Here is a 21,769-nt window from a genome sequence, read left to right on the forward strand (position 1 = left end):
ACCCGTTTGCCACCGAGGCCGCCGCTTTCTGGCCTGCTGCTCGTGGCCGAGCGGCAGGGCATTCGGATCACCGGAATACGCCTCGCTCAGAAGTGTTTCGAGCATAAGAGCGCTGGCTGATCGCGGCAACGACTTATGACGCATTTTGCGCGATAATCGTACGCGTGTGTCCGATAATCGACCGAATTGGGGGTTAGCACTGACCTTTCGGCTTTGTCAGCGCACGCCGGCTGCCCCATTCGAGCAACGAACATGACGAAAACATCGACACTCGACAAGCGCGACTGGATCGCCGGACTGGAGAAAGGTCTAGCCATTCTCGAAGCCTTCGACGACCAGCACGCGCGCATGACGCCGACGCAAGCCGCCGTGCGCACCGGCATGACGCGCACGGCCGCGCGCCGCTATTTGCTGACGCTGGCACATCTCGGTTATGTGCAAACCGATGGCAAGCTATTCAACCTGACGCCGCGCGTGTTGCGCGTGGGCTGGTCGTACTTCGACTCGGCGCGGCTGCCGCGTATCGTGCAGCCTTATCTGCAGCAGTTGAGCGCGCTGATCCACGAGTCAGTGTATGTGAGTGTGCTGGACGAGTGGGATCTCGTCATCATCGCGCGAAACGGCTCGACGCGCGTCATGACCACCGGGTTCGTGCTCGGCGCGCGCGTGCCGGCGGCGTTGATGTCGGGCGGCATCGTTCTGCTCGCGCACAAGCCGGACGAGGAAGCGGTGCGCAAGTGGCTCGACGCCACGGAGTTCAAGCCGTTCACGCCGCTCACCATCACCAACAAGGAAAGGTTGTACGAAAAGATTCGCGCGGCGCGCGTGGAGGGTTACGTTGCAATCGAACAGCAATTGCAGGTGGGCGTGCGCGGGATCGCCGTGCCGATGAAGAACCGGCACGGGCAGGTGGTCGCGGCTTTGTCGGCAAATATGCCGATCGGAAAAGAAACGAGCGAGGCTGCGCTCGCTCGGGTCTTGCCGCCGCTCCAGGAGACGGCGTTGAACATGCTCAACGTGATCTGATCAGTCGAACATGTCCGGCTGCGTGGCGACGAGGTCATTCCAGATAGTCTGGAAGTGCAGCCAGCCGATATAGTCGCTGCCCACGTGTTCGCGGCTATAACGCGCGCGGTCCGGCGTGACGAGCTTCGGCGTGATGCCGGTTTGCTCGATCATCAGTTGCTGATGGCAGCAGCGCTCCAGCGCAATGAACCAGAACGCCGCGGAGTCGATACTGTGGCGGCTCGCCGTGAGCAGCCCGTGGTTCTGGTGGATCGCGGCTTTCACGCCCTTGAACGCGAGCGCGACTTTGTTGCCACCTTTCACTTCCACTGCAACCTTGCCCGCTTCCTCGCCGATCACGACGTGATCTTCAAAAAACGCAGCCGCGTCTTGCGAGATCGGTTCGAGCGCTTTGCCGAGCGACGCGAACGCGGTGCCGTAGAGCGTGTGCGCGTGGCACATGGCGACGATATCCTGATGCATCTCATGCACGGCCGCATGCAACACGAAGCCGGCGCGATTGATCGCGTGATTGCCCTCGACGACGGTGCCCTTGTGATCCGCGCAGATCAGATTCGACACCTTCACTTGCGAAAAGTGAATGGCCATCGGATTAGTCCAGTACAGGCCCGGGTTTTCCGGATCGCGCACGGTGAGATGCCCGGCGAAACCGTAATCGAAACCTTGCAGCGCGAAGGCGCGACATGCACCCACTAGCCGCTCTTTCAAATACTGCCGATGTTCGGCCGCATTCTTGAATTCCGGCAATTCAGGAAAGATCAGCCCTTCCTGCTCCGGCTGATAGATCGATACCTTGCCTTCCTTGACGATCGACGATGCGGGTTTTTCGAGCACTTCGTTCATGGCGGGTCTCCAATGTTTGTTGCCTCGTTATCGTTATAGTCTCCCCGCCGCGATCCGATGACAAACGATCGATGTTCATCCATGCATGAACCCGGCTCATGCATGCAGTCAACGCATGACGGCCAATCCATCTTGCTTGCTTCATGTTGCACTGCGAGAGGCTTGTCTAGCGTTTGGCCCAGAACTCGCGTTGTACGCGTAGCACCTCGTCTTCTACTTCGGCAACCGGGCCGATCAGTTCGACGGGCTTCTGGCAGTGATCGAACACGTAGCGTGACGAGACGCTCATGGTCGGATTCTCTTCGTGATTGCCGGTGGCTTCCAGCAGACGCGCTTCCGTCAGTCCATACACCACGCGTCCGATGTTCGCCCAATACGCGGTTCCCGCGCACATGCAGCACGGCTCGACGGACGTATAGAGCGTGCAGCTCCACAAGTACTCCGGCGTGAAGTTGAGCGCCGCGACGCGCGCGAGCACCGACTCCGCGTGATTCACGGTATCGACATTGCCTTGCTCCATCAACACGGTTTCCTGGTCAGGACCGACGAGGATCGCGCCGAACGGATGATGACCGAGCAAGGTTGCACGTTCGGCGATAACGCTCGAATGCCGCAGATGCCGGATGATCTGCTCGCGCGTGGGCGTGAGACCTTGCGGCGGAAAAGCGTCGCTTTGCTGCTTGGGCGCGGGCGCGGTAATGCTCATGGACTTGTCTCCTGCAATCGCCGTTGGAAGGAAAGGCAGCATAGCGCAGGCAAAAAGCCGCTAGCGCGTGCGAGGCGGATGACGTGTATCAGCTCGAAAGGTGAGGGTATTCGGGAGGCATGTTCGCGGTTGGCACGGAGCCTTGAAAACAAAGGGCTTTTCCATCGATTTGGCGGCTTTCGAGCGTCTAAAGGTGAGCGCTTTCGGGAGCCGTGGTATTCGGCTGCTTACGAAGCCGAGCTTCATTGCGCCCGGAAGTAGTCCGCGCTTCGGTCACGCGCGCTCGCCGGGATTGAGACAGCCAAGTCCGACGAGCGTAGCTTCGACGGCTTCATCGAGCGGTGTGTGCGGTTCGTGGCCGAGCGTTTGGACGAGCAAGGCGTTGTTCATGCGCACCGGCGTGCGCCATAAGTAGCGCATCTCGCGCAGCTCTCGAAACGTCGTATTGAAGGGCGATGCCAGCGCGAGCAACCACCACGGAAACCCGACGATGCGCGGCCGGCTGCGCGCGGCGACGCGCTGGATAGCACGAGCGAGCTGCATGCCGTCTTCGTCCCAATGTCCGCCCATGTGAAAGCGCGCGAAGGGTGCGAGCGTATCGCGGCGTCGAAGCAACTCGATCATCGTGCGCGCCACATCGGGTAGATACGACCATTCATGTCCGACACCGCGCGCACCGGGACAACTGATTTTCCTGACCGGTTTGCCCGGCGTCACGAGTCCCTGCGAAAACCAGTTGTTGCCCGCTTTCGGCCCGAAGAAATCGCCCGCGCGCACGATCAGCACGCGCGCGCCTTCCTTGCTCGCGCGTTCCAGTCGCGCTTCCATCTCCACGCGTATCGCGCCTTTTTCCGTGAGCGGACGCTGTGGCGCGCGCTCATCGATGAAGGGCAGCGCGTCCGGCCCGAAGTTGTACACCGTGCCCGGCAGCACGATGGTCGCGCCCTCGGCTTTCGCGGCGGCGATGGTGTGATCGATCATCGGCAAGACGAAGTCGGCCCAGCGCTTGTAGCCCGGCGGATTCACCGCATGCACGATGACCGCGCAGCCCCGTGCGGCGCGCTTGACATCCGCGCGGTTCATGGCATCGCCCTGAATCCATTCGATGCCGTGCACGTCGGGCCGCGCGTCGGGTGCGCCCCGCTTCATGCCGCGCACGCGCCAGCCCGCATCGCGCAGCTGCCGCGCCACTTCGCTGCCAATTCCGCCGCTCGCCCCGAGCACCAATGCCTGTTCGCCGTGTGTCATGTCTTGCGCCTCTTATGGATCGAAGACCTTATTCTGTGCCGTGCAGCGATACAATAAAATTGCCTAACCTCGTTGAGCAGATATACAAATTCGTATGGCAGAGAGTATTGGCTGGGAGCTGTACCGCACTTTTTTGGCGGTCTTGCAGGAAGGTTCGCTTTCGGGCGCGGCGCGTTCGCTCGGCATCACGCAGCCTACTGCGGGACGGCATGTCGAGGCGCTCGAAAAGGCACTCGGCGTAAGCTTGTTCACGCGCTCGCAAACCGGCCTGCAACCGACCGATGTCGCGCTCGACCTGCGCGCGCATGCCGAGGCGATGCACAGCACGGCCGCATCGCTCGAACGCGCCGCGACGGGTCATGCGGATGGCGCGAGCGTGCAGGGCGCCGTGCGGATCTCGGCGAGCGAAGTCGTGGGCGTCGAAGTGTTGCCGCCCATTCTCGCGGCGTTGCGCGAGCGGCATCCGCGTCTCGTGATCGAACTCGTCCTCAGCAATCGCGTGCAGGACCTGCTCAGACGCGAAGCCGACATCGCCGTGCGCATGGTGCGGCCGAAGCAAACGCAACTCGTCGCGCGGCGCGTCGGGCGGATCGAAGTGGGCTTGCACGCGCATCGCGACTATCTCGCGAAGCATGGCACGCCGCGCAACGTGGCGGCGCTGGATCGGCATGCGATCATCGGTTTCGATCAGCCGAACGCCTTCGTACGCGAAGCGAGCAAGTCGCTGCCGGAATTTTCGCGCGATACGTTCGCCCTGCGCTCGGACAGCGACCTCGCGCAACTTGCGCTGATCCGCGCGGGCGCGGGCCTCGGCATGTGTCAGGTGGCGCTCGCCCGGCGCAACGATTCGCTCGTGCGCGTGCTGCCGAAAATATTCACGTTTCAGCTCGAAACCTGGGTGACGATGCACGAAGATCTGCGCGGCAGTCCGCGCTGCCGCGCCGTGTTCGACGCGCTGGCGGATGGCATCGAGCGCTATGCGGACTGATCACGCACTGGCCTGCCGGTTCACGTGGGAATCGTGCATGTGCGGGGGTGCTTCGGTCGGCGAGAATATCGGCGGGCGCGAAAGCTCGCGCTCATCGGCAAACACTCGACTCGCCGGAGCCACTCCATGTCTGCTCACGCATTTGTCAGCGCCAACCTTCTGCTGGCCTATTCCGCTTATTTCGTCGGCACGGCAAGCCCCGGCCCGAGCAATCTCGCGATCATGTCGATTGCGAGCACATCCGGCCGGCGCGCGGCGTTCGCTTTCGCGGCGGGCGTGATCTCCGGCTCCTTCTTCTGGGCGATGCTCGCCGCGCTCGGCCTTTCCGCCGTGTTGACGGCATACACGGGCTTTCTCGTCGCGGTCAAGCTGTGCGGCGGCGTGTATCTCTTGTGGCTCGCGTTCAAGTCGGGCCGCTCGGCGTGGCGGCCGGCGCGCCGTGCATCGTCGGTGGAAACGACTGAGCAACCAGACACGCGCAAGCTCTATGCACGCGGCGCGCTGCTGCATCTGACCAATCCGAAGGCCATTCTCGTATGGATGTCGGCGGCGGCGCTCGGCTCATCGGCGGGCGAGGGCACCGCGCACATGCTCGCGGTCGTCGCGGGCTGTCTGTGTATCGGCGTATGCGTGTTCGGCGGCTATGCCGCGCTTTTTTCGATGGCATCGGCGCGCCGCATCTACACGCGCATCCAGCGCGGTCTCGACGCCGCGCTCGCGCTCGTCTTCGCAGTCGCAGGCATTCGACTGCTGACTTCGCGGGTTTGACGCAAACCGCCGTCTTTTTGTCTTGCCTTTGCGCTCGGGCCGCATCGCGACTACGCTGCAAAGTGCATCCTCGAAGACGCCCGGACAATGCCCAACGAAAACTCGACCCGAGCCGCCCCGCCGCTCGAACGTGACGCCCTGAGCGGCGTGGACGCGCTCGCGCCCGTTCTGCGCGATGCCTTCGTCTCGCTGGGCCGCGAACTCATCGCGATCAAACCGACGCCCGAGCGCGCGCTCTTCGCCACGCAGGCGATGTTCTCGGTGGCGCTCGCGGTCGCGCTGGCCTACGCGTTTCACTTGACGCACATCTGGTGGGCCGCCATCAGCGGCTTCGCCGTTATGCAGACCAAGTTCTCCGCGTGCGCGCAACGCGGCGTGCATCGCGTGCTCGGCACGGTGGCGGGCGCGTTGCTCGGGGCGGTGGCTGGGCCGCTCATCGGCGATGTGCCGTGGCTCTTCGTGCCACTGCTCGGGTTGATCGCAGGCTTCTCGGTGTTTCGCGCGCTCGTTTCGGATGCCGGCTACGCCTGGGTGCTCGGCGCGGTGACCGCGCTGATGGTGACGTTCGAGGCGCATCGGCTCGATTCGGCATCGGCGACGGCTTCGTTCGCGGTGCTGCGCGTGGTCGAGGTGATCGTCGGCACCGTGGCGTGCGTGGCCGTGTCGGCGCTCTTTCACGCGGGCGTGCAGCATTATCGGAAAAAGCGTGGCGCGGCGCTCGTGCCGGGTGCGCAGGCGTCGTCCACGGCCGACAGGGTGAATGCCAACAGCCTCGCCGTCACGCATGCCATCACGCTCGTTCCCTCCGATGCCGCGCAAGCCGTGCAAGCGCTCGAAGCCGCGCACGCGCAGCACGTTGCCGACGTCATGCGCAAGCGCCTGGCATGGCAGTCCGCGTGGTCGATCATGATTCTCGCGGCGCTCGCGTATGCGTGGAATTTGCCCGGCTTCGCGCAGGCGATGGTAACGGCCGTTGCCGTGCTGATCTTGCCCGCATCCGCACTGGACAAGCCGACGAAAAAACCCGTCACGCAGCGCATGGTGCAGCGGCTCGTCGGCTGTCTGCTGGCGGGAGCGGTGAGCCTCGCGCTTTTGCCACTGCTGGGCGACAACGCGTTCGCCTGCATGCTCGCGCTGTGCGCGGGCGTGTGGCTCGGCTGTCACGTGCAGACGGGCTCGCAGGGCGCGAGCTATGTCGGGCGGCAGTTCAGCATCGCGTTCATCATGGTCTTCGTGCAGGACCACCATTGGTCGTCGGACCCGATGCCCGCCGTGCTGCGGCTGTCCGGCATTCTGTGCGGGATCGTCGTGCTCGCGTGGGTGATGGCGGTCGGCACGGCGTGGTCCGCGCGGCAGGGCGCTCGCTCGATGATGCGATAAAGCGCCCGCCGCGAAGTCAGCGCGAAGTCAACGCATCACGCTTCCTCGGCCCACGCGAGATTCTCGCGCGCCATCAGTGCCGATGAAGCCGCCGGGCCGAACGTTCCCGCCGTATAACCGCGCGGCTTGTCGCCAAGTTCCTTCCAGCCGTTGAGAATGGGCTCGACCCACGCCCAAGCCGCTTCGAGTTCGTCGCGGCGCATGAAGTGCGTGAGACGGCCGCGAATCACGTCGATCAGCAAACGCTCATACGCTTCCGCGCGGCGCTCGGTGAACGCCTGCTGCAGATCGAGGTTCAGATTGACGGGCAGCATTTGCATGCCGCTGCCGGGTTCCTTCGCCATCATCTGCAACTGGATGGATTCTTCCGGCTGCAACGTGATGGTGAGCCGGTTGCCGTAATGACGCGGACCCGCCGGAATGATCGAGAACGGCAAGTCGGCAAAGTCGATGACGATCTCCGAGCGCCGGTTCTGCATGCGCTTGCCGGTGCGCAGGAAGAACGGGACGTTGGCCCAGCGCCAGTTGTTGATATGCGCGCGCAATGCGACGAAGGTCTCGGCGCGGCTTTCGGCGGGTACGTTGTCTTCCTGCAGATAGCCTTTCACCGCCTCGCCGCCGACCGCGCCCGCCGCATACTGACCGCGCACGGTGTCGCGGGCGATATCCGCGACCGACATGGGCCGCAGCGACTTCAGCACCTTGAGCTTTTCGTCGCGCACGGCGTCGGGATCGAGCGAGACGGGCGGTTCCATTGCCACGATGCACAGCAGTTGCAGCAAGTGGTTCTGCACCATGTCGCGCAGCGCGCCGGTGTGATCGTAAAAGCCCGCGCGGCTGCCCACGCCCACCGTTTCCGACACCGTGATCTGCACGCTCTTGATGTAAGGCGCTTGCCACAGCGGACCGAAGATGGCGTTGCCAAAGCGCAGCACCATCAGGTTCTGGACCGTCTCCTTGCCGAGATAATGGTCGATGCGATAAATCTGCTCTTCCTTGAAGCGCTTGCCGACGGCGTTGTTGATCTCGACCGCCGAGGCGAGATCGTGGCCGAGCGGCTTTTCCAGCACGACGCGCGACTGCTCGTCCACGAGACCCGCTGCCGCGAGATTGTCACAGATAGTGGTGAACAGTTCCGGCGAGGTCGAAAGATAGAACACGCGCTGCGCGTTCTCGCGCGATGCTTCGGCGAGACGGCGGAAGTCGTCCGGGTTTTCGACATCCACGCGCACGTAGTCGAACAGCGCGAGGAATTTGTCCCACGACTGCGCATCGAAGCCTTTTTCGTCGATGAACGGGCGCGACTGCTTCTCCATGAAATTCTTCAGATAGTCTTCGCGCGTCCAGTCCTTGCGGCCGATCGCGAGAATGCGCGTGTCGGGCGGCAGATTGCAATGCGAATGAGCCATGTAGAGCGCGGGCAGCAGCTTGCGTGCGGCAAGGTCGCCGCCGCCGCCGAAGATGATCATGTCGAGCGGGCGTTCATTCGAGGAAGATGTTTGATTCGTCATGGTGCGTGAGCCGTTGAAGGTTCAGGAAAGCCGAAGCGCGGCGACCGTGACATCCGGTCGAGAGAGCTATGTTGCATGGTTTGCCGGCATTTTGCACGGGGCGCGCGCTAACGGCCGTTCGATTCGAGCGGACGAGCTTCGAAGCGCGCGTATCTTGCCCGCCGCGCGCAACCAAAACTAACGCCAGTTAAGCGATGGATTCGCGCGCAACGCAGGCACGGCGAGATCGAGAAACGCGCGCACCTTCTGCGCGACATGGCGCCCTTCGCGATGCACGAGATGCACCGGCAGCGGCGGCGGTTCGAAATCGGCGAGAAGGGTGACGAGCGCGCCTTCGTTCAGATGCGACGCGATCTGATAAGAAAGCAGCCGCGCAATGCCGAAGCCCGCGAGCGCGGCTTCCATCGCCGAGTCGTTGGTCGTGGTGGAAAGGCGCGGCCGCGCGCGCACGACGATATGCCGCTCGCCCTCGTAAAGACGCCATTCGGGCGGTGTCGAGGAGCCGGTGGACGTGATGATCGTATGGTCATCGAGGTCGGCGGGATGTCGCGGCGTGCCGTGTTCATCGAGATATTCGGGCGACGCGCACAGCACCCGCCGCACGTGGCCCACGGGAATCGCCTGCAGCGACGAGTCCGGCAGTTCCGCGATCCGCACCGCCACGTCGATACCTTCGTCGACGAGATTCACCACGCGGTCGACGAACCAGCAACTGGCGTCCGCTTCCCGATAGCGCGAAAGGTAGTCGAGCATCACCGGCATGACATGCAGTCGGCCGAACATGACTGGCGCGGTGATGGCGAGGACGCCACGCGGCGACGAATGGGTGCCGGTCGCGGCGAGGTCGGCGCTGTCGAGTTCGCCGAGAATGCGGCGGCAGTCCTCGAAGTAGCCACGGCCTGCGTCGGTGAGACGCACGACGCGTGTGGTGCGCGTGAGCAGCCGCACGCCAAGCCGTTCTTCGAGTTCCGTGACGACGCGGCTCACCACCGATGGCGACACTTCGAGCTTGCGCGCGGCGGACGCGAAGCCTCCGGTTTCGACCACGGTGACGAAGGTCGACATTGCCTGGAAACGATCCATGTTGGGGCGCACGGCCTGCGGGCTGGGAAGTTGCCGTGCATTCTCGGGCATGCTGGCGCGCCGCGCAATCTAGAGATCGAGTAGCAGCGGCGCGCTTTGTTCCGCGGGAAGCGCGCAGCAGATCAAGGCTTCGTCGTCGCCGACATGAAACGCGGGCTCGCTTGCATAGGTCACCGCGCCTTCCCTGATGCGCGTCCTGCACGTGCCGCACGTTCCGCGGCGACAGTTGAACTCCGCGTCGACGCCGTTTGCTTCGGCCAGATCGAGCAACGAGCCGCTTTCGGGCGACCATTGCACGCGCTTGTCCGACTTGAGGAAACTCACCGATACGGCTTGCGTGGCCGCTGGCGGCATCGGCTTCGTCTCGATACCGCGATCGGCCGTGCGTCGCAGCGATGCGGGACCGAAGGCTTCGGCATGGACGCGCGTGTCGGCCACGTTGAGCGCGCGCAAGCCATCGTAGAGCGATTGCATGAACGCGCCCGGTCCGCACAGATAGAAGTCGTAGTCGTTGAACGGCAGAAAGCTCGTCAGCAAGTCGATATCGATCCGCCCCGACACCTCGTAATCTTCCTTGAAGGTCGCGCCTTGCGGGTCGCTCAGCACGCGAATCACGCGCACCGCGCCGCCCGCGCTTTGCACGAGTGCATCGATCTCGGCGGCGAACGCGCGATTGGCGAGCGTTCGCGCCGATACGATCAGCCACGTCGGGCGGATGCGGCGCTTGCGCAGGCCTTCGTAGACGACGTGCCGCAGCATCGCGATCATCGGCGTAATGCCGACGCCCGCCGCGATCAGCACGGCCGGGCGTCGCTCCAGCGCGTCGATGGTGAAGTCGCCCGCCGGCGCGCGCGCCTCGACGACATCGCCCACTTTCAATGTGTCATGCAGATGCGCGGACACGCGTCCTTCGCGCTTCACGCTGATGCGATACATCCCGTCCGATGGCGCCACCGACAGCGTGTACGTGCGGATCAGCGGCTTCGCTTCGCCGGGAAGATGCGCGCGAATCGGCAAATGCTGGCCGGCCGCGTGCGCCACGATGCCCGCGCCATCCGCCGATTGCAGATGGAAAGAGCGGATGACATCGCTTTCATCGACGATGCGGCTCACCCTGAACGGCCGCCACGCGTTGGCGAGCGCGGCCGCCTTCATGCGTTCGGATGCCTCCGCCCAGTCGCCCGTCATCAGCGCATTGGGCGAAAAGCCTTCGCGGCGCAGCGCCCAGCGCAAGGGCAGCGCATTCTCGCGCAGCACGACACGACGCGGCGTGAAGCGCCACAGCCTTTCCGCGCCTTGAAACGCGGCGATTTCGGGTGAATCGGTGAGCACTTCGGCGTCGCCCGTAAGTTGCAGCAGCGTGCCGCTTTCGAAGTCCGTGAAGAGCAGACCGGCGCGTCCGTTCACAAGAATATTGCCGAGCGTGTTGAAGAAGAGGTTGCCCGCGAAGTCGGGAATGGTGAGCACGCCATCGTCCGAGATGCGCACGAAACCCGCCTTGCCGCCGCGATGCGACACATCCACTTGACGATGCCCGTCTTCGCGGTCGAAATACGATGCCACGAAGAAGGTGTCGGCGCGTTCGATCATCGCCCTTGCGCGTGGCGAGTGCGGATCTTCTTCGACCGGCTTCGAGCTCGAAGGCTCGGAAGGCTCGCGCACGAATTCGAAATCGCGCAGTTGAATGTATTGCGGGCAATTGCCGAAGCTCTGTTCGACGGCCACTTCGAACGCGCGGTCGCCATTGCGATGAATCACGCCGTTCATGCGGTTACGCCGCCGCGTATGCAGTTCGATGCCGAGCATGCCGACCGATGCGCCATCGTTCATGCCGGCATCGGCGGGATCGTTCTTGTCGCGCGGATGCCTGACGGCGAGAGTCGTCGCGTCAGGCGTTTGCAGAAAGCCGGGTCGGCCCGCGAGGAGCGTGGCCCAGGCGTCGCCGTTTCGATCGACCGCGCCCGTGACGATGAACGGCAGCTGCGCGAAGAATTGCCGATGCTGCTCCGGCATGAAGCTGCGCACCACGCGCCGCCCTTGTTCCTGCATGCGCTCGTAGACGCCCGCGGTTTTCTGCAGCGTGATTTCGCCGCGATGCCACGGCGCGTCCATCGTGACGGGACTGGAGAAGGACATGATCGTCTCAGGCCCGCAGCCCGGCCGCCGTCTTTTGGAACTCGATGAATCCGGGCAGCGCTTCTACGCGCGCCAGCCACGCGTTCACATGGCGATAACCGGACAAATCGACGTTGCCTTCGGGCGCGCTGGAGATGTAGCTGTAGAGCGCGACATCCGCGATGGTCGGATGCGAGCTGCCGATATCGGCGATCCAGTCGCGCGACTGCAATTCTTCGTCGATCACTTCGAGCGAAGCGTGCGCCCGGCCGATGACTTCTTCGGTATCGAACTTCCGGCCGAACACGGTGACGAGACGCGCCGCGCATGCGCCGTAGGCGATCTGGCCTGCGGCAACGGAGAGCCAGCGTTGCACCTGGGCCGCTTCGAGGGGCGTTTCGGGGAGCCAGCGGGCATCGCCGCTTTTCTTCGCGAGGTAGACGAGGATGGCGTTCGAATCGGCGATGACGTGATCGCCGTCGGTAAGCACCGGGATTTGGCCGAAGCGATTCAGGCGCAGGAATTCAGGCGACTTGTGCGCGTTGGCGGCGAGGTCGACGACTTCTTCTTCGTGATCCAGGGCAAGAAGGTGCAAGAAAAGCCGCGCCCGGTGGGAGTGGCCGGAAAGGGGATGGTGGTAGAGCTTCATGGCGGGCTTCAGTCCTTATGGTTGGTTCTTGGCGGTCTTTTGACGCGGAGGCGCGTTTCGCTGACCTTCACGGAGGGTCTCTCCGTGTACGAACCAAGTATGGGGACTTGCCCTGCTGAGTTGAATACCAGATAGATTCAAATCACTGTTCTTGTTTGGAGAACGGTGAGGTATTTGGGAGATTTTGATTCACGCTTGAGTAGGCGCGCGGTGGAAGGGTAGCTTAATTGAACTGCAAGCGACCGCATTTGAAATGCGCGTCGCGAGGCGCTTCGTTCCCGAGCGGATACGAAGCCCGGATTTCTTTCTGCGATGAGACTCCTCGTTCCCGAGCGAATACGAAGAACGCGCAAAGCGCGGCGCTGCCTTGCGAATACAAGCTCGCAATGGCCTCGAAATAATAAGAATTTATGAGATGTATGGCATCAAAGGCTCGATACCGCGTGTGCCTGGCAGGCAAGTCGATCGTTTCTTAGACTTGGCCCGCATAACAACACGGGCCATCAGCATCGCGTCAACGCTCTCAATCCAGCCCCGCTGCAGCCTGCCATTCCTCGAGCGCTCGTTCGAGACCACTAAACGTCACCGGCTTATGCATATACCCGTCGAACGACGGAAAGTCGTTGTCGCCCAATTCCGTGCGCCCTGTCATCGCGATCATGTATGCATCGTGAGAAGCGCCTTCGGCCCGCAAGCCCTCACACATTTCACGGCCGTCGCCATCGGGCAGCTCGACATCCGCGAGGATCACATCGAAGGTATGTGCATGCGCAAGTTCGCGTGCGACGCCGCAATCGTGAGCAAGCTGAACCTGATGCCCCAGTTTGCCGATCAGCGAAGCAATGCCTGCCGCGAAATCGCGATCGTCGTCCAACACCAGAATTTGCATAAGTCGCCCCGTTCGCGCGTTGGTTGAGTTGCTAGCGACCTATGCAAGGACAGTGCCATCAGCCCGCGATAAACACAGCGCCTTGCGCCGTGTGGCCGAGCCAACGAAGCGAACGGTCGTATCAGCCGCGATTTGGAATAGTTACCGGGCAAGCGCGCTCATTGTTGACGAGACTGCTACGCGCACCAGACGCCGCGGGCCACGCGCAACCTTAATTCTGGGGCGGCACATTCGCCTTGTTCCCCGCCAGCGGCGACCCATACCCGCCACTATTCGCGTTGTTAGGCAGTCCATTGACTAGTTGCGCTCGCGGATCGCTCGGATTCAAATTCAACTCTCCCGCCTGCGCATTCCCGTGCGTCGGGTACTGGCTTCCAAGCGGCGCATCCGGCATGAGCTTGGGGTTGTTCTGAGGCGCGCTCATATCCGTTTCCGCACTCGGCGGATGCAACTGCGCAAACGCGCTCGACGCCGCGAGCAACAAGCCCGTAAAAACACAAAGGCGAACGTTCATGACAAAACTCCCGAGGTGGCGGCGCGAAGCGGTCCGCATTGCTTGAGTCTAGACCCGCGCCGTGCCACGAACGCTGATCTCCCTACCGTCGACCAGTCCAGCGTTTGTCTCAAGCGCGCGCTATTTCTTGTGTTTCTTGAGTTTGGCTTTGCGCTTGCCGCGCTCATCGATTATCCGCACGCGATGCTTGTCCTTCATCTTCTTCCATTCCTTGCATTCTTCCTTCGTGCGCAGGCAACCAATGCAGAAGCCCGTCTTTTCATCGAACTTGCAGATGCTGATGCAGGGCGAATCGACTCCCATGATTTATCCGTGAAAGTGCCGCATGGGCGTGACAGTGGGCCAACAATTTCGCACGCTGCGTGCCCGCGTCGCCAACTGATTGTTTCGATGATCCTCATAGCGCCGCCAAGCGGTGCCCCGCAAACCCTCACCTTTGACCCGAATTGCGGCATGACGCTTGCTTCATGCGGACAAATGCGTGACACGTCCGTTGCGCCGATGACGCTTTTCCCTCCTCACGAGCGAGCGAATAATTCAAATGCCTCCCGCACCCGGCTCGCGCCGTCCACCCGCCAAAATACTGCCGCCCGACGCGCCTGGCCTGCGCGCGCTGGCGTCGCTGGTGACTGGTGTCATCGTCATATGCGCTTTGTACTTCGGGCGCGCGGTACTTATTCCGATCATCCTCGCGATTCTGCTGAGCTTTCTGCTCGCGCCTTTCGTCGATATGTTGCGGCGCATTCGCTTCGGGCAAGTGCCATCGGTGATCGTCGCGGTGTTGCTGGCGTTGTCGGTGCTGACGGCTGTCGGCGCGCTGATCGGCGCGCAGGTCGCGCAACTTGCGGGCGATCTGCCGAAGTATCAGGTCGCGGTCGAACGCAAGATCGACTCGGTGCAGCGCCTGACAGTCGGTCGCGCCGATGAATTTCTGGGGCGCGCATCGCGTGCGCTCAAACGCATTTCGCCCGCGCGCGAGCAGGAGCAGCGCACCGCCGAGAACAATCCCGCCGCCTCGCCGATCGATCAGCCGATGCCGGTGGAAGTGCACGAACCATCGCCGTCGCCGCTGGAACTGGCGCAGCGCTTTCTCTCGCCGGTCATCAGTCCGCTGGAAACGACGGGCATCGTGCTGGTGGTCGCCGTGTTCATCCTGTTGCAGCGTGAAGATCTACGCGACCGGCTGATCCGTCTATTCGGCTCGCGCGATCTGCATCGGGCAACTACCGCGATGGACGAAGCCGCGCGCCGTCTTTCGCGCTATTTTCTGGCGCAGCTCGGCATCAACGTGAGCGTGGGCATCATCATTTCGATCGGGCTCGCGGTTATCGGCGTGCCGGGCGCATTGCTGTTCGGCGTGATGACGGCGCTTCTGCGCTTCGTGCCGTACGTCGGGACGTGGATCGCCGCGCTCGTCGCGGTGGTATTCGCGGCGGCGGTTGGCCCCGGCTGGACCATGCTGATCTGGACCATCGTATTGTTCGGCGTGACCGACATCGTCGCGGGACAGATCGTCGAGCCGCTCCTGTACGGTCACAGCACGGGGCTTTCGCCGTTCGCGGTGATCGTCGCGGCAATCTTCTGGAGCTGGATCTGGGGGCCAATCGGTCTCGTGCTGTCGACGCCGCTCACGCTGTGCCTCGTGATTCTCGGGCGCCATGTGGATCGCCTCGAATTTCTCGATGTGCTATTCGGCGACCGGCCAGCGCTCACCCCTGCGGAAAACTTCTATCAGCGCCTGCTTGCCAACGATCCCGACGAAGCGCTGGCGCAAGCGGAATCGCTGCTGACGGAACGCTCGCTGATCGCTTACTACGACGAAGTCGCGCTCGAGGGCTTGCGGCTCGCGCACAACGACGTGCTGCGCGGCGTGGTGACGGTGGATCAGTTGCGGCGCATCAACGAGTCGGCGCTCGACATCATCGAAGGGCTGGAGGAAACCGACGATACCGCCGTGCTGCCGCCGCCTCATCGCGAAGATCCGCCCGCGAGTCTGGAGTCGCCGGACGAAGCGGTGCCGCTCGCCTACGAAGCGCCGCCGCCGCATTTCGACGCGCAAGCGGAAGGTCACACGGCGTCGGTGTTGTGCATTGCAGGGCGCAGCGAACTGGACGATTTGGCCGCGACAATCGCGGTGCAACTCTTTAGGAAGCACGGGCTGGGCGCCGATCTGGCGGGCTACGAACGCTTCTCGCGCGGACGCTTCGGCGAAGTGAACCTGCACGGCGTGTCGATCATCTGCGTGGTCTCGTTCGATGCCGCCGAGTCGCCGCCATATCTGCGCAATCTCTTGCGCCGCCTGCATCAGCGTGCGCCGGCAGCCGAGCTGATCGTGGGACTCGTGTTCCCCGAAAGTCCGCTGCAGGGCGAAGCGCTGGTGCGCACGAGTTCGGCGGCGGTGTCGTTCAAGGAACTGGTCGAGGCATGCGTGGCGGCGGCGCGCCGTCAATCGACCGATGGCGTCTCATGGACCGGACTCGATCCCTCGGATGGCGAAGCCGCGCTCGAAGGACCGTCCGCGCCCGAAGAGGACGCGCCGGCGTTGCGCAACGGCTGAAGCCTGCGGCCGCCTTAGCGGTTGCCGTCGAACAAGTCGTTGAGCATGGTGTCGAATGCGGCTTGCGCCTCTTCGAGCTCTTGCAGGGCGGCGTCGAAGGCCGTCAGCGCGAGTTGCGTCGGGCGGCCGTCGCCTTCGGGCGCGAACTGCTTCTGCAAGGCAAGAAAGGCGGATTGAACCTGGCGCGTCGCGTTGACGATGCGTTCCATCGCGCGCGCTTCTTCTTGCCGGTTGGCTTCTGCGGTCATGTGGGGCACTCCTTGTTGACAATGCCCGATATTATCAAGCGCGGAAGCCTTCGCGTTCCAACTCCGACTCAAGCCGTCGCTTTTGGGCCGGCGACCGTGAACAATCTTACCGCTTCCTCCAGCACCGCCGCCACTTCGCCAGGCGCTTGGCCGTCACCGCCGCCTGTTCGACCAGCGCCGCGTTCCGCTGGGTCGGATCGTCGAGATGCGAGACTGCCTGATTCACTTGCGCGATCCATCCGCCTGCTCGCTGCTGGCTTTCGCCACTTCCATGATGATCGTCATACGCGGTTCACTGCTTCGTCGATAGCACGCATCTGGCGCGTCGTGCGCGTGACGAGGCGTGCGTTTCGTGCCGATATCGGCGCCGCTTCGCCGGGCGCTTTATTGCGCGCTCCAGCCGCCGTCGATCTTCAACTCCGAACCGCGCATTTCGCTCGCGGCGTCGGAGCAGAGGAACACGGCGAGATCGCCGATCTGCTCCGTCGTCACGAATTGCGCCGACGGCTGCTTCTCGCCGAGCAACTTCGCGCGGGCGTCGTCGGGCGAGAGCGATTCGCGTGCGGCGAGATCGTCGATCTGCTTCTGCACGAGCGGCGTATGCACGAAGCCGGGGCAGATGGCGTTGACCGTCACGCCGCTTCGCGCGTTTTCGAGCGCGGCGACCTTCGTGAGTCCGAGGATGCCGTGCTTGGCCGCCACATAAGCGGACTTGCCGACCGACCCGACGAGTCCGTGCACCGAAGCGATGTTGATGACGCGTCCCCAGCCGCGCTCGCGCATGCCGGGCAGCGCGACGCGCATGGTGTGAAACGCCGAGCTGAGATTGATGGCGATGATCGCGTCCCAGCGTTCCACCGGGAACTGGTCGATGGTCGCGACATGCTGGATGCCTGCGTTGTTCACGAGAATATCGACCGCGCCGAAGGTTTCGTTGGCGAAGGCGAGCATGGCTTCGATTTCGGCGGGCTTGGTCATATCGGCGTCGTGATGCACCGCTTTCACGCCGATGGCTTCGATCTGCGCGAGGGCGCCGTTCACATCGCCGAAGCCGTTGAGCACGAGATTCGCGCCGGCTTGCGCAAGCGCCGTGGCAATGCCTAAGCCGATGCCGCTCGTCGAGCCGGTGACGAGTGCGGTCTTGCCGGCGAGCGATTTCGATGCGAGTTGAGTCATGGACGGATTTCTCGATGAGTTTGAAGGGAGATGCGCGTTCGGCTGACTTTACAAAACGTCGCTAAGTTTGCCTAGTGCGTAAAACACCGCGCATCGAAACACGGCCGCAAGGAGCCGATGTTATCTTTGCCAGCAACCCCAAGGAGCCCGACCCATGCTCTCACTCATTTACCGCGACTACATTGCCTGCCTGAACGAAAAGGACTGGACGAAGCTCGGGCAGTTCGTTCACGACGAGGTGTCGTATAACGACGTGCCAGGCACGCTGGCGGGCTATATCGGCATGCTGGAGCGAGATTACGAGCAGATTCCCGATCTGCATTTCAATATCGAACTGCTCATTGAGGATGCGCAGACGGTGGCGGCGCGCCTGCTGTTCGATTGCTCGCCGAAAGGGACGTTCCTCGGCGTGCCCGTGAACGGCCGGCGCGTGTGCTTTCGCGAGAACGTGTTTTATCGGTTTCGCGATGAGCGTATCGAGCGGGTGTGGTCGGTCATCGATAAGGCGGCGATTGAAGCGCAAGTCTTGTGAATGATTACATGCCATGTAATTGGCGAGCCTCACGCGCGCTCCTACTCTCTCATCATCGCGGTGCAGCCATGTTGGCCGCAGCGTTCGAGAACAAGGAGCCTCTCATGTCGAACCATACCGTTCATACGATTCAAACCGCCCCCGAGCAATCGAAGCCTGTGCTCGAACGCCTGCAACGAACCTTCGGCCTCGTGCCGAACATCGCGGGCGCGATGGCTGCATCGCCCACGCTGATCAATGGCTTCATCGGCTTGTTCGAGCGCGTGCACGCGAGCAGGCTCAGCGAGCCGCAGATTCAGACGCTGCTGCTCACCAACGCGGTGACGAACCGCAGCGAATGGGCCGCCGCGTTTCATACGGCGCTCGCGTTGCAACAGGGCGTGAGCCGCGCCGATGTCGATGCCATCCGCGAAGCACGCTTGCCCGCCGATGGAAACCTCGCCGCGCTCTCGGCGCTGGCGCGCACGCTCATCGACAGGCGCGGCCGGATTGATCGCGCCGACGAAGAGCGTTTCATCGATGCCGGCTTCGGCGCCGCGCAGATACTCGATGTAATCGCGGTCGTGGCGGCATCGACCATCACGAACTACACCGGTAGCGTCACGCAACCGCCGCTCGAAGCGCAGTTCGTCGAGTATGCGTGGCAAGCGCCGACACGTTGAGGAAAGCACATGACGACAGCCGCTCACGCCGAGAAAAGTCGAACGTCGAACGCTATCGGCGACCTGCTGCGTTACTGGCGCGATGTGCGCGGCGTGAGTCAGCTCGGCTTGTCGCTGGACGCGGGCGTATCGCAGCGGCAGATTAGCTTCATCGAAAGCGGCCGCAGCGTGCCGGGCCGGCAGACCGTACTCGATCTTGCCGAGACGCTCGACGTGCCGCTGCGCGAGCGCAATGCGCTGTTGCTTGCAGCAGGCTACGCGCCGCTCTATTCCGATGCGCCGTGGAACGCCGAAGAGATGCAGGGCGTCGTGCGCGCGCTCGAACGCGTGTTGCGTCAGCACGAGCCTTATCCCGCCATCGTCATGGACCGGCATTGGAACGTGCTGATGACCAACGCTGCCGCGCCGCGCTTCTTCAATCGTTTCATCGATATGTCCGCGCGCACGGGGCCGCGCAACATGCTGCATCTGGTGTTCGATCCGCTGGGCATGCGCCCGTTCATCGAGGACTGGGGTAACGTCGCGCGCAGTCTCTTGCAACGCGTGCATCGCGAAGCAGTAGGGCAGTTTGTCGATGAAGGCACGCGTAATCTCTTCGATGCCTTGCTCGCTTATCCCGATGTGCCGCGCGACTGGCGCTCGCGGGAAGTATCGCGCGGCGCTTCCGCGTTGCCGGTCGTGCCGCTCGGCTTCGTTTTCGAAGGTACGGTGCTCGACTACTTCTCGATGGTGACGACGGTCGGCACGCCGCGAACCATCGCCGCGCAGGAGTTGCGCATCGAGTGTCTCTTTCCAGCCGACGATGCAACGGAAGCGCGGCATTTGGCGACGTTCTCGACATAGGCGCTTGCAGCGCATAGAGTGCTTCATTCGACTCTATGAAGGAGAAACGTATGACGACCACGGACAAGGTTGCACTGATCACGGCGGCGGGCAAGGGCATGGGCGCGGCCATCGCGAAGGAACTCGCGGCCAACGGCTACAAAGTCGCGCTGATGTCGCCTTCGGGCAGCGCCGTTACGCTCGCGGAGCAGTTGAACGGCTTCGGCATGACGGGTTCGGTGGCGCAGGACGCGGATATCGAAAAGTTCGTGCAAGGTACGCTCGAAAAATACGGCCGCATCGATGCCGTGGTGAACAACACGGGGCATCCGCCCAAAGGCGATCTCCTCGCACTCGACGACGCCAAATGGCACGAAGGCCTCGACCTCATCATCCTCAACGTGGTGCGTGTGCTGCGCCGCGTAACGCCGGTGTTTCAGAAGCAAGGCGGCGGCGCCGTCGTCAATATTTCGAGCTTCGCAGCGGTGGCGCCGGAGCCGGTGATGCCGGTTTCATCGGCGTTGCGTGCGGCGTTGAGCGCATTCACGCGCCTCTATGCGGAGCGGCATGCGGCGGAAAACATTCGCATCAATTCCGTGCTGCCGGGGTTTATCGATAGCTGGCCGGAAACGCCGGAGATCGTCGCACGCATTCCGGCAGGGCGCTTCGGTAAGACCGAAGAGATTGCGAAGACCGTGGCGTTTCTGTTGTCGGACGGCGCGGGCTATATCACCGGACAGAACATCCGCGTCGATGGGGGAATCGTTCGGGCGCTTTGAATGCGATGCCTGTGTCCGGCGTCGCTTCGTGTGGCCGTGATCTCAAGGCGCGATGGCGTCCGCCGCTTCCTGATCCCAATACGGCGGCAGCGCCTTATAAGGATTCGAACCTGCAAGCGACGTGACATACACGCCGCCCGCGCCATGTGTCTTCGCATACTGAACGACGCCCGGCAACTGCGCGGCCGTTGCGCCATACACCATATGCACGAAGCGGTTCTTCGGATACGCGGCTTGCCAGCTCATCGGTTGATAGCGCGCGTAACTCTTGACCGTGCTTTCGAAGACCACGAACTGATCGGCGGTCGGCAGGCTCGCATAAAGCTCGGGAACGTTCGTTCCCGGGTTACCCATGACCGAGTACGTCGACTTCAATCCCTTGATGTAGTTGTAGATGGACTGATAGAACTGGATGTGCGACATCTGGCTATCGGCCGTCATCTCGTCGATGAAAAAGCCATCGACCTTATAAAGCGTCACGTACGCGTTGATGTCCGCCACGACCGCCGAAAGCGAGCGCTTTGCATACGACGTCGATACATAGCCAATCACCTTGCCGCCCGCCGCATGAAGTCGTGTTACGGCGGCGGCATAGGCGACGTCTTCCTTGATACCGGGACCGCTGTTCGGATTCAGAATGGCCGTGGTCGGAACCTTGCGCGCGGTGGCGGTCAAGCTGTTCCAGTTCGAGACGCTGCTCGTGGCATTGAAATACGAGGGGACGACGACGCTGGTGGCCGTGTTGGCCGTTGTGGCCGCTAAGGCCGTGCTACCGGTGCCCAACAAGGCGGCGAGAGGCATTGCCCACTTCAGACAATTCAAGCATTTTAAAGCTGCGTTCAGCATTTAGCCTCCTGACGCGGTCATTCAAGCCGCTGTCTTTTGGCCCGCCGCACAGACGGCGGGCAACTGGCAATTTCTCGTCAAGAAAGTCCCTTTAGTTTTGCGTCGCCGGATCACTCCGGTTTTGCCCCTCTCCCCTAACGGCAGGCTTTGAGATTTCTTTAGCGTATTAAAAAGAAATCTTTGGCATCGCTTGATGACGCTTGGACGACTCGTTATCTCTCAGCGCGTCGCCAAACGTTTGCCTTAAAGTTCTATTGAACATGGTCGTTAATGCCTAGCAACGTGCACTGGTTTGTTCGATGCATAAGCGGTCTTGAGCGGCTAAAGGTCATGTGCTATCGTGCGCGCCCTTGGCATTTAAGCAAAAAAATATTGCTTCGCGACCCGCGCAACGCGGGCTTTGCGTAGCGCGATTGCGGCTAGCCGA

23 protein-coding genes, 1 pseudogene and 1 riboswitch are annotated in these 21,769 nt (G+C 62.7%); of the genes and pseudogenes, 10 read left to right on the plus strand and 14 right to left on the minus strand.

Features of this window, described 5'->3' with window-relative positions:
* Nucleotides 1-252 precede the first annotated feature (252 nt).
* Complete coding sequence (locus P9250_RS15620) at nucleotides 253-1,026, plus strand: IclR family transcriptional regulator C-terminal domain-containing protein (RefSeq protein ID WP_244828951.1); 774 nt, start codon at nucleotides 253-255, stop codon at nucleotides 1,024-1,026.
* On the opposite strand, the gene P9250_RS15625 is transcribed toward P9250_RS15620, so the two are convergent.
* From P9250_RS15625 to P9250_RS15635, 3 genes are all read right to left on the minus strand, one after another.
* A complete protein-coding gene (locus P9250_RS15625) occupies nucleotides 1,027-1,869 on the minus strand; it encodes a class II aldolase/adducin family protein (RefSeq protein ID WP_244828950.1) in 843 nt (280 codons plus the stop codon).
* 166 nt (nucleotides 1,870-2,035) lie between these two features.
* Nucleotides 2,036-2,575, minus strand: coding sequence for a nucleoside deaminase (locus P9250_RS15630; RefSeq protein ID WP_250467687.1), 540 nt, complete (start codon nucleotides 2,573-2,575; stop codon nucleotides 2,036-2,038).
* A gap of 273 nt (nucleotides 2,576-2,848) precedes the next feature.
* Nucleotides 2,849-3,823 carry an NAD-dependent epimerase/dehydratase family protein gene (locus P9250_RS15635; protein WP_310393929.1) on the minus strand — a complete coding sequence of 325 codons (975 nt, stop codon included), beginning with the start codon at nucleotides 3,821-3,823 and terminating at the stop codon, nucleotides 2,849-2,851.
* A gap of 94 nt (nucleotides 3,824-3,917) precedes the next feature.
* Between P9250_RS15635 and P9250_RS15640 the strand changes: the two genes are divergently transcribed.
* The 3 genes from P9250_RS15640 to P9250_RS15650 all read left to right on the plus strand — a co-directional run bounded on the left by P9250_RS15640 (nucleotide 3,918) and on the right by P9250_RS15650 (nucleotide 6,959).
* Nucleotides 3,918-4,811: a LysR family transcriptional regulator gene (locus tag P9250_RS15640; RefSeq protein WP_310393931.1), complete on the plus strand. Its 894-nt coding sequence runs from the start codon at nucleotides 3,918-3,920 to the stop codon at nucleotides 4,809-4,811.
* A gap of 126 nt (nucleotides 4,812-4,937) precedes the next feature.
* Entirely contained in the window at nucleotides 4,938-5,579 is a 642-nt protein-coding gene (locus tag P9250_RS15645; RefSeq protein ID WP_310393933.1) for a LysE family translocator, read from the plus strand.
* A gap of 87 nt (nucleotides 5,580-5,666) precedes the next feature.
* Nucleotides 5,667-6,959 carry an FUSC family protein gene (locus P9250_RS15650; protein ID WP_250467683.1) on the plus strand — a complete coding sequence of 431 codons (1,293 nt, stop codon included), beginning with the start codon at nucleotides 5,667-5,669 and terminating at the stop codon, nucleotides 6,957-6,959.
* Between the two features lie 35 nt (nucleotides 6,960-6,994).
* Here P9250_RS15650 and zwf read toward each other — a convergent pair whose 3' ends face one another.
* From zwf to P9250_RS15685, 7 genes are all read right to left on the minus strand, one after another.
* Nucleotides 6,995-8,470 carry a glucose-6-phosphate dehydrogenase gene (gene zwf, locus P9250_RS15655; protein ID WP_244828944.1) on the minus strand — a complete coding sequence of 492 codons (1,476 nt, stop codon included), beginning with the start codon at nucleotides 8,468-8,470 and terminating at the stop codon, nucleotides 6,995-6,997.
* Between the two features lie 177 nt (nucleotides 8,471-8,647).
* Nucleotides 8,648-9,553, minus strand: a complete 906-nt coding sequence (locus P9250_RS15660; protein ID WP_310394177.1) for a LysR family transcriptional regulator — start codon at nucleotides 9,551-9,553, stop codon at nucleotides 8,648-8,650.
* 69 nt (nucleotides 9,554-9,622) lie between these two features.
* The gene (locus P9250_RS15665; protein WP_310393936.1) at nucleotides 9,623-11,689 is read right to left on the minus strand and encodes a pyridoxamine 5'-phosphate oxidase family protein; all 2,067 of its coding nucleotides are present in this window, start codon (nucleotides 11,687-11,689) and stop codon (nucleotides 9,623-9,625) included.
* A gap of 7 nt (nucleotides 11,690-11,696) precedes the next feature.
* Nucleotides 11,697-12,317 carry a glutathione S-transferase family protein gene (locus P9250_RS15670; RefSeq protein ID WP_250492989.1) on the minus strand — a complete coding sequence of 207 codons (621 nt, stop codon included), beginning with the start codon at nucleotides 12,315-12,317 and terminating at the stop codon, nucleotides 11,697-11,699.
* A 523-nt stretch (nucleotides 12,318-12,840) separates the two neighbouring features.
* Entirely contained in the window at nucleotides 12,841-13,206 is a 366-nt protein-coding gene (locus tag P9250_RS15675; protein ID WP_244828939.1) for a response regulator, read from the minus strand.
* A 211-nt stretch (nucleotides 13,207-13,417) separates the two neighbouring features.
* Nucleotides 13,418-13,720, minus strand: coding sequence for a hypothetical protein (locus P9250_RS15680; protein ID WP_250467680.1), 303 nt, complete (start codon nucleotides 13,718-13,720; stop codon nucleotides 13,418-13,420).
* 120 nt (nucleotides 13,721-13,840) lie between these two features.
* On the minus strand, nucleotides 13,841-14,023 hold the full coding sequence (locus tag P9250_RS15685; protein ID WP_244828938.1) for a DUF1289 domain-containing protein: 183 nt from the start codon (nucleotides 14,021-14,023) through the stop codon (nucleotides 13,841-13,843).
* Between the two features lie 238 nt (nucleotides 14,024-14,261).
* Between P9250_RS15685 and P9250_RS15690 the strand changes: the two genes are divergently transcribed.
* On the plus strand, nucleotides 14,262-16,277 hold the full coding sequence (locus P9250_RS15690) for an AI-2E family transporter (RefSeq protein ID WP_244828937.1): 2,016 nt from the start codon (nucleotides 14,262-14,264) through the stop codon (nucleotides 16,275-16,277).
* 14 nt (nucleotides 16,278-16,291) lie between these two features.
* Here P9250_RS15690 and P9250_RS15695 read toward each other — a convergent pair whose 3' ends face one another.
* The 3 genes and pseudogenes from P9250_RS15695 to P9250_RS15705 form a co-directional block, all read right to left on the minus strand.
* The gene (locus P9250_RS15695) at nucleotides 16,292-16,525 is read right to left on the minus strand and encodes a hypothetical protein (protein ID WP_244828936.1); all 234 of its coding nucleotides are present in this window, start codon (nucleotides 16,523-16,525) and stop codon (nucleotides 16,292-16,294) included.
* A gap of 68 nt (nucleotides 16,526-16,593) precedes the next feature.
* Nucleotides 16,594-16,866, minus strand: a pseudogene (locus P9250_RS15700) (chemotaxis protein); the annotation flags it as partial.
* 43 nt (nucleotides 16,867-16,909) lie between these two features.
* On the minus strand, nucleotides 16,910-17,701 hold the full coding sequence (locus tag P9250_RS15705) for a 3-hydroxybutyrate dehydrogenase (protein ID WP_250527083.1): 792 nt from the start codon (nucleotides 17,699-17,701) through the stop codon (nucleotides 16,910-16,912).
* A 154-nt stretch (nucleotides 17,702-17,855) separates the two neighbouring features.
* Between P9250_RS15705 and P9250_RS15710 the strand changes: the two genes are divergently transcribed.
* The 4 genes from P9250_RS15710 to P9250_RS15725 all read left to right on the plus strand — a co-directional run bounded on the left by P9250_RS15710 (nucleotide 17,856) and on the right by P9250_RS15725 (nucleotide 20,496).
* On the plus strand, nucleotides 17,856-18,233 hold the full coding sequence (locus tag P9250_RS15710; protein WP_250492988.1) for an ester cyclase: 378 nt from the start codon (nucleotides 17,856-17,858) through the stop codon (nucleotides 18,231-18,233).
* 104 nt (nucleotides 18,234-18,337) lie between these two features.
* On the plus strand, nucleotides 18,338-18,895 hold the full coding sequence (locus tag P9250_RS15715) for a carboxymuconolactone decarboxylase family protein (protein ID WP_310393940.1): 558 nt from the start codon (nucleotides 18,338-18,340) through the stop codon (nucleotides 18,893-18,895).
* 9 nt (nucleotides 18,896-18,904) lie between these two features.
* Complete coding sequence (locus P9250_RS15720) at nucleotides 18,905-19,738, plus strand: helix-turn-helix transcriptional regulator (protein ID WP_310393942.1); 834 nt, start codon at nucleotides 18,905-18,907, stop codon at nucleotides 19,736-19,738.
* 50 nt (nucleotides 19,739-19,788) lie between these two features.
* A complete protein-coding gene (locus P9250_RS15725; RefSeq protein WP_309848310.1) occupies nucleotides 19,789-20,496 on the plus strand; it encodes an SDR family oxidoreductase in 708 nt (235 codons plus the stop codon).
* 42 nt (nucleotides 20,497-20,538) lie between these two features.
* On the opposite strand, the gene P9250_RS15730 is transcribed toward P9250_RS15725, so the two are convergent.
* Nucleotides 20,539-21,171: a spherulation-specific family 4 protein gene (locus P9250_RS15730; protein WP_409014887.1), complete on the minus strand. Its 633-nt coding sequence runs from the start codon at nucleotides 21,169-21,171 to the stop codon at nucleotides 20,539-20,541.
* Here P9250_RS15730 and P9250_RS32640 point away from each other — a divergent pair.
* On the plus strand, nucleotides 21,161-21,346 hold the full coding sequence (locus P9250_RS32640; protein ID WP_409014888.1) for a hypothetical protein: 186 nt from the start codon (nucleotides 21,161-21,163) through the stop codon (nucleotides 21,344-21,346). The genes P9250_RS15730 and P9250_RS32640 overlap by 11 nt on opposite strands.
* 51 nt (nucleotides 21,347-21,397) lie before the next feature.
* A riboswitch (cyclic di-GMP riboswitch) is annotated at nucleotides 21,398-21,478 on the minus strand.
* Between the last annotated feature and the right edge of the window lie 291 nt (nucleotides 21,479-21,769).

Source organism: Caballeronia sp. LP006 (genome assembly GCF_031450995.1).
Lineage (GTDB): Bacteria > Pseudomonadota > Gammaproteobacteria > Burkholderiales > Burkholderiaceae > Caballeronia.

Bases quoted from the DNA above. Each gene is read 5' to 3' on its own strand.
- P9250_RS15620 (WP_244828951.1), top strand. From the start codon at position 253: ATGACGAAAACATCGACACTCGACAAGCGCGACTGGATCGCCGGACTG.
- P9250_RS15625 (WP_244828950.1), bottom strand. From the start codon at position 1,869: ATGAACGAAGTGCTCGAAAAACCCGCATCGTCGATCGTCAAGGAAGGC.
- P9250_RS15630 (WP_250467687.1), bottom strand. From the start codon at position 2,575: ATGAGCATTACCGCGCCCGCGCCCAAGCAGCAAAGCGACGCTTTTCCG.
- P9250_RS15635 (WP_310393929.1), bottom strand. From the start codon at position 3,823: ATGACACACGGCGAACAGGCATTGGTGCTCGGGGCGAGCGGCGGAATT.
- P9250_RS15640 (WP_310393931.1), top strand. From the start codon at position 3,918: ATGGCAGAGAGTATTGGCTGGGAGCTGTACCGCACTTTTTTGGCGGTC.
- P9250_RS15645 (WP_310393933.1), top strand. From the start codon at position 4,938: ATGTCTGCTCACGCATTTGTCAGCGCCAACCTTCTGCTGGCCTATTCC.
- P9250_RS15650 (WP_250467683.1), top strand. From the start codon at position 5,667: ATGCCCAACGAAAACTCGACCCGAGCCGCCCCGCCGCTCGAACGTGAC.
- zwf (WP_244828944.1), bottom strand. From the start codon at position 8,470: ATGACGAATCAAACATCTTCCTCGAATGAACGCCCGCTCGACATGATC.
- P9250_RS15660 (WP_310394177.1), bottom strand. From the start codon at position 9,553: ATGGATCGTTTCCAGGCAATGTCGACCTTCGTCACCGTGGTCGAAACC.
- P9250_RS15665 (WP_310393936.1), bottom strand. From the start codon at position 11,689: ATGTCCTTCTCCAGTCCCGTCACGATGGACGCGCCGTGGCATCGCGGC.
- P9250_RS15670 (WP_250492989.1), bottom strand. From the start codon at position 12,317: ATGAAGCTCTACCACCATCCCCTTTCCGGCCACTCCCACCGGGCGCGG.
- P9250_RS15675 (WP_244828939.1), bottom strand. From the start codon at position 13,206: ATGCAAATTCTGGTGTTGGACGACGATCGCGATTTCGCGGCAGGCATT.
- P9250_RS15680 (WP_250467680.1), bottom strand. From the start codon at position 13,720: ATGAACGTTCGCCTTTGTGTTTTTACGGGCTTGTTGCTCGCGGCGTCG.
- P9250_RS15685 (WP_244828938.1), bottom strand. From the start codon at position 14,023: ATGGGAGTCGATTCGCCCTGCATCAGCATCTGCAAGTTCGATGAAAAG.
- P9250_RS15690 (WP_244828937.1), top strand. From the start codon at position 14,262: ATGCCTCCCGCACCCGGCTCGCGCCGTCCACCCGCCAAAATACTGCCG.
- P9250_RS15695 (WP_244828936.1), bottom strand. From the start codon at position 16,525: ATGACCGCAGAAGCCAACCGGCAAGAAGAAGCGCGCGCGATGGAACGC.
- P9250_RS15705 (WP_250527083.1), bottom strand. From the start codon at position 17,701: ATGACTCAACTCGCATCGAAATCGCTCGCCGGCAAGACCGCACTCGTC.
- P9250_RS15710 (WP_250492988.1), top strand. From the start codon at position 17,856: ATGCTCTCACTCATTTACCGCGACTACATTGCCTGCCTGAACGAAAAG.
- P9250_RS15715 (WP_310393940.1), top strand. From the start codon at position 18,338: ATGTCGAACCATACCGTTCATACGATTCAAACCGCCCCCGAGCAATCG.
- P9250_RS15720 (WP_310393942.1), top strand. From the start codon at position 18,905: ATGACGACAGCCGCTCACGCCGAGAAAAGTCGAACGTCGAACGCTATC.
- P9250_RS15725 (WP_309848310.1), top strand. From the start codon at position 19,789: ATGACGACCACGGACAAGGTTGCACTGATCACGGCGGCGGGCAAGGGC.